Annotated in this window: 21 protein-coding genes; 20 read left to right on the top strand and 1 reads right to left on the bottom strand. The window is 38.9% G+C overall.

The window, feature by feature from the left end; all coding sequences use genetic code 11:
- Positions 1-1185 (top strand): type II secretion system protein GspM, encoded by a 1185-nt coding sequence (gene gspM / locus K0R93_RS06820; protein WP_300299302.1) that lies wholly within the window; start codon positions 1-3, stop codon positions 1183-1185.
- A gap of 45 nt (positions 1186-1230) precedes the next feature.
- Here the strand turns inward: gspM and K0R93_RS06815 are convergent, their stop codons facing one another.
- Positions 1231-3465: a PAS domain S-box protein gene (locus K0R93_RS06815; RefSeq protein WP_300299300.1), complete on the bottom strand. Its 2235-nt coding sequence runs from the start codon at positions 3463-3465 to the stop codon at positions 1231-1233.
- A gap of 207 nt (positions 3466-3672) precedes the next feature.
- Here K0R93_RS06815 and K0R93_RS06810 point away from each other — a divergent pair, with 207 nt between their 5' ends.
- From K0R93_RS06810 to K0R93_RS06720, 19 genes are all read left to right on the top strand, one after another.
- A complete protein-coding gene (locus tag K0R93_RS06810; protein ID WP_300299298.1) occupies positions 3673-4050 on the top strand; it encodes a type IV pilus modification PilV family protein in 378 nt (125 codons plus the stop codon).
- Positions 4051-4064: 14 nt separating this feature from the next.
- On the top strand, positions 4065-4634 hold the full coding sequence (locus K0R93_RS06805) for a hypothetical protein (RefSeq protein ID WP_300299296.1): 570 nt from the start codon (positions 4065-4067) through the stop codon (positions 4632-4634).
- A gap of 16 nt (positions 4635-4650) precedes the next feature.
- Positions 4651-5094 (top strand): pilus assembly FimT family protein, encoded by a 444-nt coding sequence (locus K0R93_RS06800; RefSeq protein WP_300299294.1) that lies wholly within the window; start codon positions 4651-4653, stop codon positions 5092-5094.
- Positions 5075-5617, top strand: coding sequence for a PulJ/GspJ family protein (locus K0R93_RS06795; protein ID WP_300299293.1), 543 nt, complete (start codon positions 5075-5077; stop codon positions 5615-5617). Before K0R93_RS06800 ends, K0R93_RS06795 begins: the two co-directional genes overlap by 20 nt.
- Before the next feature lie 127 nt (positions 5618-5744).
- Positions 5745-6008, top strand: a complete 264-nt coding sequence (locus tag K0R93_RS06790) for a late competence development ComFB family protein (RefSeq protein WP_300299291.1) — start codon at positions 5745-5747, stop codon at positions 6006-6008.
- A 169-nt stretch (positions 6009-6177) separates the two neighbouring features.
- Positions 6178-7239, top strand: coding sequence for a M24 family metallopeptidase (locus K0R93_RS06785; RefSeq protein ID WP_300299289.1), 1062 nt, complete (start codon positions 6178-6180; stop codon positions 7237-7239).
- 87 nt (positions 7240-7326) lie between these two features.
- On the top strand, positions 7327-7884 hold the full coding sequence (gene efp / locus K0R93_RS06780) for an elongation factor P (protein WP_300299287.1): 558 nt from the start codon (positions 7327-7329) through the stop codon (positions 7882-7884).
- A 42-nt stretch (positions 7885-7926) separates the two neighbouring features.
- A complete protein-coding gene (locus K0R93_RS06775; protein ID WP_300299285.1) occupies positions 7927-8367 on the top strand; it encodes a CD1247 N-terminal domain-containing protein in 441 nt (146 codons plus the stop codon).
- Between the two features lie 123 nt (positions 8368-8490).
- Positions 8491-9498 (top strand): stage III sporulation protein AA, encoded by a 1008-nt coding sequence (gene spoIIIAA, locus K0R93_RS06770; RefSeq protein WP_300299283.1) that lies wholly within the window; start codon positions 8491-8493, stop codon positions 9496-9498.
- Between the two features lie 32 nt (positions 9499-9530).
- Complete coding sequence (gene spoIIIAB / locus K0R93_RS06765; protein ID WP_300299281.1) at positions 9531-10049, top strand: stage III sporulation protein SpoIIIAB; 519 nt, start codon at positions 9531-9533, stop codon at positions 10047-10049.
- A gap of 28 nt (positions 10050-10077) precedes the next feature.
- Positions 10078-10281: a stage III sporulation protein AC gene (spoIIIAC, locus tag K0R93_RS06760; protein WP_300299279.1), complete on the top strand. Its 204-nt coding sequence runs from the start codon at positions 10078-10080 to the stop codon at positions 10279-10281.
- 19 nt (positions 10282-10300) lie between these two features.
- A complete protein-coding gene (gene spoIIIAD / locus K0R93_RS06755; protein ID WP_300299277.1) occupies positions 10301-10687 on the top strand; it encodes a stage III sporulation protein AD in 387 nt (128 codons plus the stop codon).
- Between the two features lie 12 nt (positions 10688-10699).
- Positions 10700-11881, top strand: a complete 1182-nt coding sequence (gene spoIIIAE, locus K0R93_RS06750) for a stage III sporulation protein AE (RefSeq protein ID WP_300299275.1) — start codon at positions 10700-10702, stop codon at positions 11879-11881.
- A 14-nt stretch (positions 11882-11895) separates the two neighbouring features.
- Complete coding sequence (gene spoIIIAF, locus K0R93_RS06745) at positions 11896-12528, top strand: stage III sporulation protein AF (RefSeq protein ID WP_300299273.1); 633 nt, start codon at positions 11896-11898, stop codon at positions 12526-12528.
- Positions 12529-12548: 20 nt separating this feature from the next.
- Entirely contained in the window at positions 12549-13133 is a 585-nt protein-coding gene (spoIIIAG, locus tag K0R93_RS06740) for a stage III sporulation protein AG (RefSeq protein WP_300299271.1), read from the top strand.
- Positions 13134-13150: 17 nt separating this feature from the next.
- Entirely contained in the window at positions 13151-13837 is a 687-nt protein-coding gene (locus tag K0R93_RS06735; RefSeq protein ID WP_300299269.1) for a SpoIIIAH-like family protein, read from the top strand.
- 77 nt (positions 13838-13914) lie between these two features.
- Positions 13915-14310, top strand: a complete 396-nt coding sequence (locus K0R93_RS06730) for an Asp23/Gls24 family envelope stress response protein (protein ID WP_300299267.1) — start codon at positions 13915-13917, stop codon at positions 14308-14310.
- A 65-nt stretch (positions 14311-14375) separates the two neighbouring features.
- Positions 14376-14912 (top strand): alkaline shock response membrane anchor protein AmaP, encoded by a 537-nt coding sequence (amaP, locus tag K0R93_RS06725; RefSeq protein WP_300299265.1) that lies wholly within the window; start codon positions 14376-14378, stop codon positions 14910-14912.
- A gap of 3 nt (positions 14913-14915) precedes the next feature.
- Positions 14916-15155 carry a DUF2273 domain-containing protein gene (locus K0R93_RS06720; RefSeq protein WP_300299263.1) on the top strand — a complete coding sequence of 80 codons (240 nt, stop codon included), beginning with the start codon at positions 14916-14918 and terminating at the stop codon, positions 15153-15155.
- The last annotated feature ends 40 nt before the right edge of the window (positions 15156-15195 follow it).

Raw genomic sequence — 15195 nt, 5'->3', positions numbered from 1 at the left:
ATGAAGCTGACGAGAAGAGAGCGCGTATTGGTTTCGGTTCTAGGTGCAGTGCTTTTCCTGTGGGTATATTATCAGTTTCTGATTACGCCGCAGCTGGTGGAGTTAGATAGCTTAAAACAGCAACGAGAGCAGTACAAAGCAGAAATGACGAAGGTGGAAAATGCTGCTGCCACCGAGAAAAAGCTGGATGAGAACATCACAGCCATGAATGAAAAGATCAAACTGATTACCAATAACTTCTTTACCACTACAGAGCAAGAAGAATTTATTTTACTTTTTAACGAAATGCTTCAGGATCCAAATCTTAATGTATCGGTAATATCCTTTACTCCATTCACCATAGAAAAGCTTGGTGAGACAGAATTAGAATCCATGAACGCCACCCTTTCTTACGAAGGGGATTATCCATCGCTGATGAACCTATTAAGATCTATGTGGAAATTCCAAAAGAAGATTATCGTGAAGAATATCAATATGGCTAGAACTGAAGGTGGCCGTTTAAGCGGCAGCTTCGAAATAGGTTTCTATAGAATGAAAAACAGTCCCGATTTAAAGGATGATTTGTTCCGATGGTACATTGACGAAGATTTTTATAAAGAAAATCCTTTTTCTTCCATGAGCCCATCAAATGGCTTGAAAATTAATTATCTTTTCATCGGCGGAGATCCATCAAAGCTGAAAACAGATACATATGTGAAGTTTACGGATATTGTTGGTCATTGGGCAGAAGCAGAGCTTAACGATTTTGGTGAGAAGAGGTATATCCAGGGCAATCAGGAAAATCAGTTTAAGCCGGATGAAGCCATCACAAGGGGAGATTTCATTATTTTGCTGGATAGGGTCTATCAGTGGCCTGTGCCAGAAGGCAAGGTGGATTTGACCAAGTTTGGTGATTATAGTACCTTGGGCAGCTATGAAAGCTCTATTGCCAAGGCTATTTTCAAAGGCTTTATCGGAGGATATGTGGCAGGATATACGGATAACACCCTACGTCCAAGGGAACCCATAACCTATGAGGAAGTGGAATATATCATGCGCCAAGTAAAGACAGATCCTGGTTTTAACTGGAATCAGGTTGGAGAGAAGGCAAAGACTGAAAAAGGGTTTGAGTCTGTAGGTCTTACCAACAAAACGGGATACCTTTCCAAAGGAGAAGCAGTTTATCTACTGTACCACTTCAAATAATATAAAAAATCGAGGATAACGACATCCTCGATTTTTTTATCTTTATTATTTCATCATCTTTATGAACACTTTAGAAAGAAAAGGATCAAACTGGGTGCCTGCGCAGCGGCTGATTTCTTTGAGGGCTTCTTTTTTGCTCATAGGTTCTTTATAGACCCTGGCGTTTGTCATCACATCATAGGCATCTACGATGGTGAGTATCCTCGAAAGCTTTGGAATCTCAAATTCCCTTAGACCTTTAGGGTAGCCCTTGCCATCCCAACGCTCATGATGGTACAGGATGTACTCAGAGATATGAGAAAGCTTCTTAGAAGACTCTGCAATACGATAGCCGATTTCAGGGTGCTTTTTCATGGTTTCCCATTCCTCAAAGGTAAGCTTGTCGGCCTTCATCAGAATACTATCGGCAATGGCAATCTTTCCTATGTCATGGAGAAGACAGCAGAGGCTCAAATCATCCTGTTCCTTTTCAGACAGGCCCACCTGAACGCCAAGATCATAGCAGGTTTTTCTCATTCGCTGGGCATGTTCCTCGGTTTCATGGCTTCTTTCGAAAAGCGTTTTTTCTAAAGAGGATATGATTACGCTCTGGTTGCTCTGGGTTTCCAAAAGCTTATGCTGGTACATGCGGTCCTCTGCCTCTTTAAGTATTTGGATGATTTCCTGGGATTGATCATGCTTGGTTGCACTACCCAATGAAATACTGGGTTTAATCAGTTCTCCATCATCCTGCAGACATGCTGCCTTGATCCTGGCGCAGATTTCCGCACTGGCTCTTTCATCGGTTTTTGGCAGGATGATGGCATATTCATCTCCGCCCCAGCGGGAGATAATGTCACTTTTTCGGCAGGAATTTTTCAAGATATCTCCAATACGTGTTAAAAGACGGTCTCCCACTGTATGTCCAAAAACATCGTTGGTGAGTTTAAGTCCATTAACATCTCCGATAATAACAGAAAGGGGTAAATGTCTCTCCGTATTTAATCGATTGAGCTCCTCTTCAAAATAGGCACGATTATAGAGTCCCGTTAACTTGTCATGGAAACTAAGATAATGAACCTCATCTTCAGCTTTTTTACGCTCTGTAATATCGGTGTGGGAGCCAGCCATACGAATGGCATTTCCATCTTCATCCCATATAGCCTGTGCGCGAGCATGTATCCATTTATGGGAACCATCCTTGCAGATCATCCGATGCTCTAAGCTATAAAAAGGAATCTTTTTATTCATATGATCATTTATGGCCTTCATTACACGACCGATATCATGGGGATGAATTAACTGGGTATAGCTGTGAAAGGTGTGATCGATTTCATCCTCTCCATATCCGAGCATTTCCTTCCAACGGGCAGAAAAGAAGGTTTCATTGGTTTTGATATTCCAGTCCCAAATCCCATCATTGTTTCCTCGGAGAGCCAGCTGCCAGCGCTCTTCACTTTCGCGAATGACTTCTTCGGCATTTTTATGGGCCGTGATATCAGAGACGTATTCCACCACCATTTCGATCTTTCCTTCATTATTATAGAGGGGAATACAGTTGAGCTCTGCCCAGGTGCCATTCCTTAGCTTGATCTGCTTGCCCATGAGAGGCGCCTGGGTTTCGAATACTGTCTTTGCCATACAGTAGGTATAATTTTCCTTGATATATTTACAGCTTCTAAAACACTTATCTTGTTGTATGATTTTAATATCCATCCCCGTATCAAATTGCGGCCAGTTGCTGTAGACAATATTATAATAGCGGTCGATGACCGACAACTCTCCAGGTATGGTAGATACCACATTCATTAGAAGCTTGTGTAGATTATTAAGCTTCTCATCGGCTTTCTTGCGATAGGTAAGATCCCGAACAAAGGCACAAATATATTCCTTGCCGTAATAGTTCATGTAGTCAAAAGTAATTTCTACAGGGACATAGGTATCCATCCGGGTCCTTAAGGAGGACTCAAAGGTCATGGTGTTTTGTCGGGTGATTTCTGTCCAATGATTTTCCCACAATGCTCTAGAGTAGGTGGGGTCTAAATCAAAAACCATCATCTTTAAAAAGTCTGTTTTGTGATAGCCTAAAGTCTTACAGGCTCCGTTGTTAGCGAAAAAAATCTTTCCTGTATAATCAATCCAAAAAATCATATCGTTGGTATTCTCTACAGTAAACTCAGCCAAGACATGGAGTTCATTGGAGGGTTTTTCAATACTATTTTTACCATGGTCATCCGTGGATATTTCCTTAGCACCATTGGAGAATAAAATATTTGTTTTGGTAAATAGAGTAGGTTGCATATATTTTTCCTCCTCAAAATATCAAAAAAAAGTTTTCCATTCTAAATATAATTCGGCATATGACAGTTTTTTCCTCTTTTTTCTTTAACAGCTAAAGAATTATTTCATAGAAACTGTTTTTATTTTCCAGTTTTTGAAGGATTGTGTAGATTTTTATCGAATAGTTTGAATATTTAGATCCGTTCAAATCACGAAGGGGTTGGGTTGATGGAAAAGAAGATGGATCAAGAAAAGGGTATGACCCTCATAGAAGTTATCATCGCATTGTGTATCATGGGAATTTTGTTTGTTCCCATATCCTCCATGTTTCTGTCTACAGTAAAACTACTCCAAGAGGCGAAGCAGCTGATGATCTATTCTCATCTAAGCCAGCAATATATGGAGAGAAGCAAATATGATCTCTATGTAGGTACCGGATTACATATTTATGACATAGAAGCGCTTCAGCTGCGGGTCGAAGTATCCATTGAACCCTTAGAAAGGGCCAACAATGATGCCAGACTAGAAAAGATTCAATTGATTGTGAAGGATATTGATGACACCCATGAACTGTCACGAATGGTTGGTCTTAGGAGACGAAATTAAAGGAGCTGTTGATGGTGAGAAACGCTAGGTTGGAAAAGAGGGGAGCTGCCTATATATTGGTCATTATCATTTTGGCCATTGTCGGAGCCTTAGGCACTGCCATATTCTCTGTCAGCATGATGAATTATAGAATGAAACAAATTGAACTTTATAGCAAAACTGCCTTTTATTTAGCCGAAGCAGGCTTGGAGGAAGCATACGGATTAATCGCCAAGGAGATTGACCATGCGGCAGCATTTGGGCAGCTAGAACGAGAAAAAGAAGGCGGAGGACATCATCAGTTCAAAACATCCTATACCACCTATCTTAATGAAAAATTGGTCTCGTCTTTAAGCAGTTATTCGTGTACGATATTAGATCCGACCCTAAGCAATGAAAGGCCCTCGCTGAAGGTTTTAGAGGTTGAACCATTTGTAAATGGGAACGACAAATTCTCCATAACAATCCAGTCTGTTTATAAATATAGAAATGTCTCCCATATGCCAAAGGCAATCTTTGAAATATCGGTGCCCAATGCTTCCTTATATCCGCTAGAACCAACGGACATAGAAGATATCCTCCATATGCGATATCTTTCTGAATAGCAGGTAGGTGAACGAGATGAAGAAAAACCACAGGCAGAAAGGTTTCACCCTGATTGAGGTGGTGGCTGTTATTGGATTGATGGTTATCCTTTCGTCCCTGGCGATGCCCACAATCAAGAAATCAAGCTTTACCATGAAATCCTATGCCCGACATCTATGTACGGACATACGGGAGGTGCGCATGTCGAAAATGACACTGGGTGGACAGTACAGCATTCTGCTTAGTAAAAAGTATTATAAGGTCTTAGACGGCACCCAGGAGCTAAAGAGTGTAGAGATCCCCGACCCGTTTGAGCTTCTTTATGGGAATGAAGAAGTCCGATTCAGTTACCAAGGCGTACCTACCCATGGAGGTGATACCATCACGATCTATAACAAAGATTCACGGCGATTCTACCAAATTACCATTGTTCCTGCCAGCGGCAGAGTATTGTTGTTAGATGAGCTATTTGGACCTTAATCGAAAAGGCTTCACCTATATGGAGCTGTTGATTGCCCTCGCCATTTTATGCATCATCATGACCAGCGTCTTTTCATTTTTTCAAGCTTATCAAAGGTATGGAGAGAAGATGGACGACCAGTTAGAGCTCCAGTATCAAGCCCAAATCGCTGTGAACGAATTTTTGAATAAGGTCATGTATAGTCAAGGGATTCAGCAAGTAAGCTTCCATGATGAATCCCAGCATAAAGTAAAAAAGATTGTTTTTAGAAATTCCCCTAAAGAGGATGAAATCCATCCTAAATATAAAAAGCTTGTATTTGAGCATAAAAGGGCCAGTGCCAGCCTTTGGTATGGTTATGGCAATGATGCTAACGTGCAATACGCCAACTATATTAAAGATTTTGTGATCATTCCCATCGATGGCGAATATAAGGAATGTAAAGGTATCCGTGTCATTATCACTTGTCAAAGAAGAGGTAAGACACTAACCATTGAAAATAGTGCATTCTTCCGAAATATTAAGTCAGCAGAAGATAAATAATACCTATAGCGTGTCGTATTTATACGAAAATTCTTCTATGTTGTAGAGGAATTTTCATTTTTGTATGGAAGATTAACCTTATAGTTATATGTTAATAAGTCTTTTATAGGATGAAGGAGGATATTCAATGCTTAAGAACTATATGGAGATTGTTGTGGATCATGTATTACCATCGATGTTGAAGGTGTTTCCAAATGTTTGTCAGTGTCCGCAGTGTCTAGATGACATTAGAGCCATCGCACTAAATCATTTGAAACCTCACTATGTGGTGTCGGAGAAGGGTGAGCTTTATTCAAGGGTCAATGAAATGAATATTCAGTTTGAAACAGATGTTATGAAAGCATTGATTGATGCTATTACCATCGTTTCCAAGAACCCAAGGCATAAATAAATCTCGTATATTGTAAAGAAGTTGTAAATATTGGGTATAATATTGTAAGAAACATGAAAAATTCTATCCAAATATATAAAATTATGTTATCATATTAAAGGATTGGGAATAGGTATGGTTTGGCATTTATGGAAACTTATAAACATCATGTTGGTGGGGGGTATCTGCAATGATTGCAAGGCTTGGTCGTTTTAGAGAGCTGTTGCGTGAAAAAAGTATTGATGGAGCCATCATATACAAACCTGAAAATAGAAGATACTTGAGTGGCTTTACTGGCAGCTCTGGGTATGTGTTAATTACCTTAAATGACGCTTATTTTATCACTGATTTTCGTTATATGGAGCAGGCTGCTAAGCAGTGCCACGGCTTTAAAGTTGTTGAACATACAAACCAGAATCCGTTACATATGATTTTGAACACATTCAATTTAAATACCATGGCCTTCGAAGATGATTTTGTTACCTTTGCCCAGTATAAGGAGTTCTCTGACAAGCTGGGGCAAACAAAGATGGTTCCTTTGGAAGGTGCCATGGGTAACCTTAGAAAGATCAAAGATGATGAAGAAATATCCATCATCGAAAAAGCTGCCCAAATTGCAGATCAGGCCTTTGTGTATATCCTTACATATATGAAAGCAGGTATGAAAGAAAATGAAGTTGCTTTGGAGCTGGAAAATTTCATGAAGAAAAGAGGAGCCAGTGGGTTATCCTTTGACAGCATCGTTGCATCTGGTATTCGTTCATCCTTACCCCATGGGGTTGCTTCAGATAAAATCATCGAGACAGGTGACTTTGTAACCTTGGATTTTGGATGTATTTATGAAGGGTATTGCTCTGACATGACGAGAACAATCGTAGTAGGAAAAGCCAGCGAAAAGCAAAAGAAGTTATATTCTATTGTTTTGGAGGCTCAAGAAAAGGCATTAGAAGCCATAAAACCTGGCATGACAGGGGTCGAAGTAGATAAGATTGCAAGAGATATTATCAGCGAAAATGGATATGGTGACTATTTTGGTCATGGTTTAGGTCATGGTGTTGGTTTGGAGGTCCATGAATCTCCGAGATTATCTCCATTAGGCCATGATACATTGAAGCCGGGAATGATTGTTACCGATGAACCAGGTATATACTTGCCCGGGTTTGGCGGTGTACGAATCGAAGATCTTGTAGTCGTTACTGAAGACGGTTGTAAGACCTTGTCCAAGTCACCAAAGGAACTCATAGAGTTATAAGATGTATACAACTACTGGCAATACACGAATACTACCAGTAGATAGCATAAATATTTTTTTATTTTTATAATTAATGGAGGGATAATAATGATTTCAGCATCAGATTTTAGAAAAGGTGTGACATTTGAAATAAATGGTGAACCTTTTGTAGTAGTGGACTTCCAACATGTTAAGCCTGGTAAGGGAGCTGCTTTCGTTAGAACAAAGTACAAGAGTGTTACAACTGGTTCTATCCGTGAAGAAGCTTTCAACCCAAATGACAAGTTCCCAAAAGCCCACATTGAGACGAAACAAATGCAGTATTTATACAATGATGGTGATTTGTATTATTTTATGGACAACGAGTCTTTTGAGCAATTGCCTCTGTCAAAGGAGCAAGTAGAAGAAGCAATTATTTACTTAAGAGAGAATGATTCAGCAACTGTTAAGTTCTTCAAGGGCAAAGCATTCCAAGTAGACCCACCAAACTTTGTTGAGCTTGTGGTAACCTATACTGAACCTGGTGTAAAGGGTGATACCGCTACAAACGTAACAAAGCCTGCAACTGTTGAAACAGGGGCTGTTATCCATGTGCCTTTTTTCATCAATGAAGGGGATAAAATTAAAATTGATACACGTACCGGTGACTATTTATCAAGAGCTTAGGCAATAATACTAAGGTATATTAAATAAAAGGAGGGTTTCACCATGAATTATCTTTACGAGAGAGTAGCATATTTGAGAGGACTTGCAGAGGGTTCTGAACTTACCGAAGAGACAAGGGAAGGCAAGATTCTTCTAAACATCATTGATATATTGGAAGATTTCGCTGATTCTATTGAAGAAGTTAAGCGGGAAGTTGAAGATCTAGATGAGTATGTAGAAGCGCTGGATGAGGATTTGGCTGTTGTTGAGGATGACGTATATGGTGAAATGGACGATGACGATGATGATGAGGATGACGAAGATGAATTTGGTTTCATCGAATTGGAGTGTCCAAACTGTCACGAAATAATATACCTTGACGAAGACGCAACAGATGACGATGATGACATAGAGGTTGTTTGCCCAAGCTGTCATGAAAAATTACATTTTGAAGATGCATGTGATGAAGAAGGCGGCTGCTGCGGTCATCACCATCACGAATAATATTAAAAAAACCTGATACATAATGTATCAGGTTTTTTTAATCCCTTTTTTGTCCCCAGAACAAATTTTAATCATATTATTGTCCTTTTCAAAATACATATTTATATAAAGGAGGGACAGGTTATGGATGGTTCAGGTAATATCAATTTTCTAAAGAAAACCTCTTCAGATCATTTACCAAGGAAGGAAATTCTCGATGCCCTTCCTTTACACCTCAGAGAATTGATTCAAGGTCTTCCTTCTTCATTATGGAATAGCATGGAGGAAATAAGGCTCCGTACGAATCAACCACTGTTGATTCACAGTCTAAATAAAGATATATTTGTCTATTCCAATGGGGGAATAGGTTCTGAGATCTCTAAGGCATATGTGGTTACAAAGTTAGACCTAGAAAAAACCTTCCAATTGGTCACTGATTACTCAGTTTATGCCTTGGAAGAGGATATTAAGAAAGGTTTTATTACGATACGGGGCGGCCATAGGGTAGGTATCAGCGGACGTACTGTCATGAACGGGTCAGCCATCAAAACCATCAAAGATATTAGCGGCTTAAACATTCGGATATCTAGGCAGAAAATCGGAATTTCAGATGCATATATGGAGCATATCGTAGCAAGTAATAATATTTTTAGAAACACACTAATCGTATCCCCCCCCCAATGCGGAAAAACAACATTGCTGCGAGATATGGTTCGGAATCTTAGTAATGGCATGATAAAAAGGGGGTTCCAGGGTTTTAAAGTAGGTGTCGTGGACGAACGTTCGGAGATTTGTGGAACCTATCAGGGCATCCCACAAAACGATATCGGAATCAGAACGGATATTTTGGATGCTTGTCCAAAGGCAGAGGGAATAATGATGCTGATTCGCTCCATGTCTCCCCAGATTATTGCCACCGATGAAATCGGTAAGCTTGATGACGTGTTGGCCATTGAGGAAGCATTAAATGCAGGGGTTAAAGTGCTGACCACAGTGCATGGCCATAGCTTGGACGAAGTCAGTAAACGGCCAAATCTAAGAAAAATGATGGAAGAAAATATATTCGAAAGAATCATTATTCTATCGAATCAACCCAGAGTAGGTACAATTCAATCGATCTTAGACGGCAAAACCAAGGTGCCTTTGTTATAAACCTACAGAAGTTAGCAGGGAGAGTGAATTCATTGGTTAAAGCGATTCTTTCCATCATTATTATTTTGAGTGCATCTTTTATTGGTTACATCCTTTCCTATAAATACGTTCAGCGTCCAAGACAAATTAAGCATCTTTTTTTATCTTTGCAGCTATTGGAGACTGAGATATTGTATCTGCTAACCCCATTGCCCCAGGCATTGAAAAAGGTTGGGGGAAAGTCTTCTATGGAGTTGAACAGAATCTTCACAGAGGCTAGTGAACTCCTGGAGAAGAAGGACGGCTTCTGTATTGAAGATGCTTGGAGACAATCGGTAGAAAAGCATTATCATTTTACTTCTTTGACAGAGGAAGATAAAGAGGCCCTTATCGACTTTGGCATGAGCCTTGGTACAGTAGATCGAGATCATCAATTAAAGAATTTTCATTTTATCTATGGACAGCTTAAAAAACAACAGCAATCTGCGGAAGAGCTTCGATCAAAAAATGAGCGAATGTATAGAAGCCTAGGTGTTCTGCTTGGTGTGGCAATCGTAATACTATTTCTATAAATGAAAGACAAAATAAGGGGGATTTAAAATGGGTACGAATGTTGATTTGATTTTTAAAATTGCAGGTATAGGGATTCTATTGGCTGTGCTTCATCAAGTATTGACACGATCTGGTAGAGATGAAATGGCAACCATGACCACCTTGGCAGGGATTATTGTTGTATTGTTCATGGTGATACAACTTGTTAACGATTTGTTTACAACGGTCAGAACAATGTTCCAACTCTACTAACATAAAAGGTGTGATTTCAATGGAGATATTTAAAATTGTAGGACTAGGCTTAATCGCAGCCATTCTTTCTGTGGTTTTGAGGAGCCAAAAACCAGAAATTTCATTGCAAATTAGTATTGTAACAGGGTTAATTATTTTCTTATTCATTGCGACAAGACTAAGTTATGTTATTGAAGTGTTAAGTCTAGTTGCACAAAAAATTGATATTGACCTGATTTATATTACCACCATCTTCAAAATTGTAGGGATTGCTTACATTTCTGAGTTTGGTGCCCAGGTGTGCCGAGATGCAGGGGAAGCTGCCATCGCATCTAAGATTGAATTTGCTGGTAAGGTACTCATTATGGTACTGGCAGTACCTATATTGATAGCGCTGCTAAATCTTCTCGTGAAACTAATGCCATAGGATGTGAAATTGATGAAAAAAATCGTATGCCTGGTTGTTTTTATAAGCATCTTTCTTGGGCAAGTATCCTTTGCCACGGAATCCAATCCTGACAATAGTTCCATTACCGACGAACTCATAATGGAACAACTAGATAAAATAGATACCCATAGCCTCAATCAAATTGTTGAGAGTATCAACGGGGATCTCAACCAATACTTGCCTGACATGGATCTTAAATCCCTGGTACAGTCTATTGTAAGAGGAGAAACCATATTTTCTATAAAAGATCTTCTGAATGGACTTTTAAAATATCTTTTTAAAGAAGTTGTAGCAAACTCTATGCTCCTGGTAAAGCTTATTGTGATAGCCGTATTGTGTGCCTTCCTCAGCAATCTTTCCAGTGCATTTGAAAGTGACGCTGTAGGAAAGCTGGCTTATAGCACATGTTACATCGTTATTATAGCCATGGCCATACAAAGCTTTTCCATTGCAACAAAAATCGGTGTAGAAGCTATCGATGAAATGGTTATGTTTATGCAGGCACTGCTGCCTATTCTTTTAACATTGCTGATGACCATGGGCGGCGTTACAGCTTCAGCGTTGTTTCAGCCTGTCATTATTGCCTCTGTAGGCATTATCAGCACCCTTATGAAAACCATCGTCATACCATTGATCTTTTTTTCAGTTATCTTATCCATTGTCAATTATCTGTCTTCGAAAATCCATGTATCTAAACTTGCCTCTTTATTGAAACAGGTTTGCGTTATACTCATGGGTTTGATGCTTACAGTATTCATAGGGATCATCACCATTCAAGGCGTAGCGGCTTCTGCTACAGATGGTGTCAGTATAAGGACAGCCAAGTTTGCCGTTGGATTGATTCCAGTGGTCGGCGGCTTCATATCTGATGCTGCCGATGCAATCCTGGGTTGTTCCCTTATATTGAAAAATGCGATTGGCGGAGTTGGATTATTTATATTGACTTTTATTGTCTTGATGCCGCTTTTAAAAATACTGGCCATGATTTTGATTTACAAGCTGGCCAGTGCATTAATAGAGCCCATTGTAGACAGTGATCTGCCTGATTGTTTAAGTGATCTGAGCAATGCTTTGGTCATGTTATTTGGTACTGTTTTATCTGTAGCCATCATGTTCTTTATGGCTGTAACGATGATTATAGGCGCTGGAAATATAAGCGCAATGATGCGATAAAAAGAGGTGAACTTATGACAGCCTTCTTAAGAACCTGGACGTTAAACATCGTCATGGTAGTTATTTTTATTTCATTTGTGGAGTTATTGCTCCCTAGCAGCAGTATGAAAAAGTATATAAAAATGGTAGTAGGTCTGTTGGTTATTCTAGTGATTCTAAATCCTATCATTGAGCTTCTGTATGGTGATATCAATGTTCAGGATGAAATCTTTAAATCTACGGTAATGATAGAAAGAGAGGCACTCTCCAAGGATGCCGCTGGCTTTCAAAAATCCCGTAATCAACAGATGATTGCAATGTATAAAGAAAAAATCTCAGAGCATCTACGAGATAAAATTGGTTATGAGTATGATGTAAGGCTAGAGAATGCCCGTATAGAAATTGAAGAAGACACGGAGAATAAGGACTTTGGAAAAATCAAAGAGATTCACCTCGTACTAACAGAGGGTAATAAGATGTCGGAAGAACAGATTGCCATTGAAAACATTGACCAAGTTTCTATCGCTGTAAATGGTGGTCCATCCAAAACGCCATCAAATAAGCCAGAAGATTTATATATCATTTCTGATATAAAAAATAGCATTTCTAGGTTCTATGATATCGAAGAAGATAATATTAATATTAGTATGAATAAGACAAGTCATTAGGATCAGGGGGGATAAGAGCCATGAAGATTTTTGAAAAATACAAAGAGATGATTAACAATACCAATTATAAAAAAATGATATATAACCTCGTAGCCATCATCATCGTTTGTGTAATCGCACTGCTGTCTTGGGATACTTTTTTTCCCAGCAGCAGGAGCAACCCAGAAACAAAGCTGGTTGGAAATGTAAAGGAGAAGGAAGAGACACAAGCGTCAGATTATAAAGATAGTCTAGAGCAACAATTAAAGCATATTCTAGGTCAGATTAAAGGTGTTGGTGCAGTTGAAGTAATGGTTACCTACGAAAGCACAGCAGAGGTTATCCCTGCCATCAACAAAACCCAATCTAATCAGATCACAGAAGAAAAGGATGCCCAAGGAGGGACGCGCACGACAAAACAAGATGATCAAAGTGAAAGCATCATTACATCTAACAATGGAACAGGGCAACTGATTGTATTGAAGGAGATCAAACCACAAATCAGGGGTGTTGTTGTGGTTGCTGAGGGTGCTGGAGATATCCAAGTAAAAACGGAGCTGATAGAAGCAGTGAAAACAATTTTTCAGGTGCCAGCCCATAAAGTCATGGTTTATGAAAAACAATAGGATAGGGAGGAAAAATTATGTATAGATTTAAGCGAAGAAACTATTTGGTACTTTCACTGGTGGCAGTGTTATGTTTTATAAGTTACTTGAATTATGCAATCAATAAGTACTCTCTGTTGGAAACATCCTCAGAATTTGCTCGATATGAGGAGATAAAATTAACAGAGGTAGATTTGGCAGATTCTGAATTACCTTCAGAAGAAGCTACTGAAGATGGTCAGTCATCTGCTGAAGAGCAAAAGCCCAAAAGCGATATTTCTTTGGTAGACAGCACTGATAATCATGTTGAGGATCTAGTTTCAGAGGCAAGTACAACCATTGCCAGCTCGATCACCAACAGCAAAACCATAAAAAGATCAAATTACTTTATGGAGTCTAGACTTAATACCACCATCGAGCGGGAAAAAATTGTTGGACTTCTCAATGAGATGATTAACAATGAAATGACCGATGAAAACAATCGTAAAGCAGCAAATGATCAAAAGTTAAAGTTGATTGATATCATGAACAAGGAAAAAATTATAGAAAACTTAATTAAGGCCAAAGGATTTGAAGAAGCCCTTGTGTTTATCACGGATAACTCTGTGAATGTTATTGTTGAAGCTGAAAAGCTAACAGACTCTGATATGGCGAAAATATTAGATATTGTGATGAGAGAAACAAAAGTTCCTTTTGATAATATAAAAATATTAAATAAATTTTAGTTAGATTTGTAAATTGAGTATGCTTTTGGTATAATATTCTTTAGAGATTTCCATTTATAGACGCAGGGGGTGTACCAATGGTCATTAATGATCTAGACAATTCTGATTATGGTCAAATTAAGATAGCCGATGAAGTTGTGGGAATAATTGCTGGTTTAGCTGCAACAGAAGTACCTGGTGTTGCAGGTATGAGCGGTGGTATCGCAGGCGGAATTGCCGAAATGCTTGGCCGTAAAAATCTGTCCAAAGGTGTGAAGGTGGAAGTAGGAGAAAAAGAGGCCGCCGTCGATATGTTTATCATCGTTGAGTATGGTATTAAAATTCCTGACGTGTCTTGGCAAATTCAAGAAAATGTTAAAAAAGCTGTTGAAACGATGACCGGTCTTAAGGTTATTGAAGTAAATATCCACGTTCAAGGTGTCAACATCGAGAAAGAGAATAAAGAAGAAGAAAACATCCAAAGAGTAAAATAAAACCTTAAACTAACCCTCTGAGTTTTCAGGGGGTTAGTTTAAATGTTTTCAGGGAGGAGCGTTTTATGAATATCATTGATCGTATGTTCTTAGCTTTGTACAGCTTGTTCATCGGCTTATTTTCTTTGATTCTTTTATTCGTACCCTTCTATGAGGAGGTCTACTGGTGGACAAGCCGTATTTTTGATATCTATCGATTTGACTGGCAATATGTTCTAATTCCTGGTTTCTTTTTCATCATGAGCGTTCGATTTCTCATGACAGGATTAAAGCGTCGCACTTCAAAAAACAGAGGTATCATAAAGCATACATCCTATGGCGAGATCAGAATCTCTTTGAATACGCTGGAAGGGATGGCACAAAAATCTGCTAGAGAAATCAATGGACTCCGTGAGATTAAGGCTGCGGTACATCCTTTGGCGGAAGGAATACTCATAAATGTTAATGCCCTTTGTGCACCTGATGTGAATATTCCTGAAGCAACAGTTATGATGCAGCAATCCATCAAAGAATATATTGAGAAGTATTCAGGTATTGAGGTCAGAGAGGTAAAGGTAAGCATAGAAAATATTGCTTCCGTCGGCAAAGGAAGGGTTGAGTAATATATGAGAAATATGTCTATTGATAAAGAAAAACTCATGGAAGTTCTTACCCCTCATAGGGGAAAAATAATAGGCATGCTGACTGGGTTGTTTTTTAGTGTTTTTGTCATATGGATTGGTATTATTAAAACCCTGTTTATTACCCTCTGTATTTATCTGGGATTCTTTATCGGCAAAAAGATTGATGATAAAGAGGATTTACTGATACTCCTGGATAAAATATTGCCCCCGGGGAAATTTTGATAGGTTTTACATACATATCCTATTTTGAGTTACAATATTG

Source organism: Anaerosolibacter sp. (genome assembly GCF_029240175.1).
In the GTDB taxonomy this organism is placed as follows: Bacteria; Bacillota; Clostridia; order Peptostreptococcales; family Thermotaleaceae; genus Anaerosolibacter.
Note: the sequence above shows the minus strand (reverse complement) of the source record. Positions and strands in the feature narration are given on the sequence as shown.

Coding starts and splice junctions, on each gene's coding strand:
- gspM (WP_300299302.1), top strand. CDS start 1: ATGAAGCTGACGAGAAGAGAGCGCGTATTGGTTTCGGTTCTAGGTGCA.
- K0R93_RS06815 (WP_300299300.1), bottom strand. CDS start 3,465: ATGCAACCTACTCTATTTACCAAAACAAATATTTTATTCTCCAATGGT.
- K0R93_RS06810 (WP_300299298.1), top strand. CDS start 3,673: ATGGAAAAGAAGATGGATCAAGAAAAGGGTATGACCCTCATAGAAGTT.
- K0R93_RS06800 (WP_300299294.1), top strand. CDS start 4,651: ATGAAGAAAAACCACAGGCAGAAAGGTTTCACCCTGATTGAGGTGGTG.
- K0R93_RS06795 (WP_300299293.1), top strand. CDS start 5,075: ATGAGCTATTTGGACCTTAATCGAAAAGGCTTCACCTATATGGAGCTG.
- K0R93_RS06790 (WP_300299291.1), top strand. CDS start 5,745: ATGCTTAAGAACTATATGGAGATTGTTGTGGATCATGTATTACCATCG.
- K0R93_RS06785 (WP_300299289.1), top strand. CDS start 6,178: ATGATTGCAAGGCTTGGTCGTTTTAGAGAGCTGTTGCGTGAAAAAAGT.
- efp (WP_300299287.1), top strand. CDS start 7,327: ATGATTTCAGCATCAGATTTTAGAAAAGGTGTGACATTTGAAATAAAT.
- K0R93_RS06775 (WP_300299285.1), top strand. CDS start 7,927: ATGAATTATCTTTACGAGAGAGTAGCATATTTGAGAGGACTTGCAGAG.
- spoIIIAA (WP_300299283.1), top strand. CDS start 8,491: ATGGATGGTTCAGGTAATATCAATTTTCTAAAGAAAACCTCTTCAGAT.
- spoIIIAC (WP_300299279.1), top strand. CDS start 10,078: ATGGGTACGAATGTTGATTTGATTTTTAAAATTGCAGGTATAGGGATT.
- spoIIIAD (WP_300299277.1), top strand. CDS start 10,301: ATGGAGATATTTAAAATTGTAGGACTAGGCTTAATCGCAGCCATTCTT.
- spoIIIAE (WP_300299275.1), top strand. CDS start 10,700: ATGAAAAAAATCGTATGCCTGGTTGTTTTTATAAGCATCTTTCTTGGG.
- spoIIIAF (WP_300299273.1), top strand. CDS start 11,896: ATGACAGCCTTCTTAAGAACCTGGACGTTAAACATCGTCATGGTAGTT.
- spoIIIAG (WP_300299271.1), top strand. CDS start 12,549: ATGAAGATTTTTGAAAAATACAAAGAGATGATTAACAATACCAATTAT.
- K0R93_RS06735 (WP_300299269.1), top strand. CDS start 13,151: ATGTATAGATTTAAGCGAAGAAACTATTTGGTACTTTCACTGGTGGCA.
- K0R93_RS06730 (WP_300299267.1), top strand. CDS start 13,915: ATGGTCATTAATGATCTAGACAATTCTGATTATGGTCAAATTAAGATA.
- amaP (WP_300299265.1), top strand. CDS start 14,376: ATGAATATCATTGATCGTATGTTCTTAGCTTTGTACAGCTTGTTCATC.
- K0R93_RS06720 (WP_300299263.1), top strand. CDS start 14,916: ATGAGAAATATGTCTATTGATAAAGAAAAACTCATGGAAGTTCTTACC.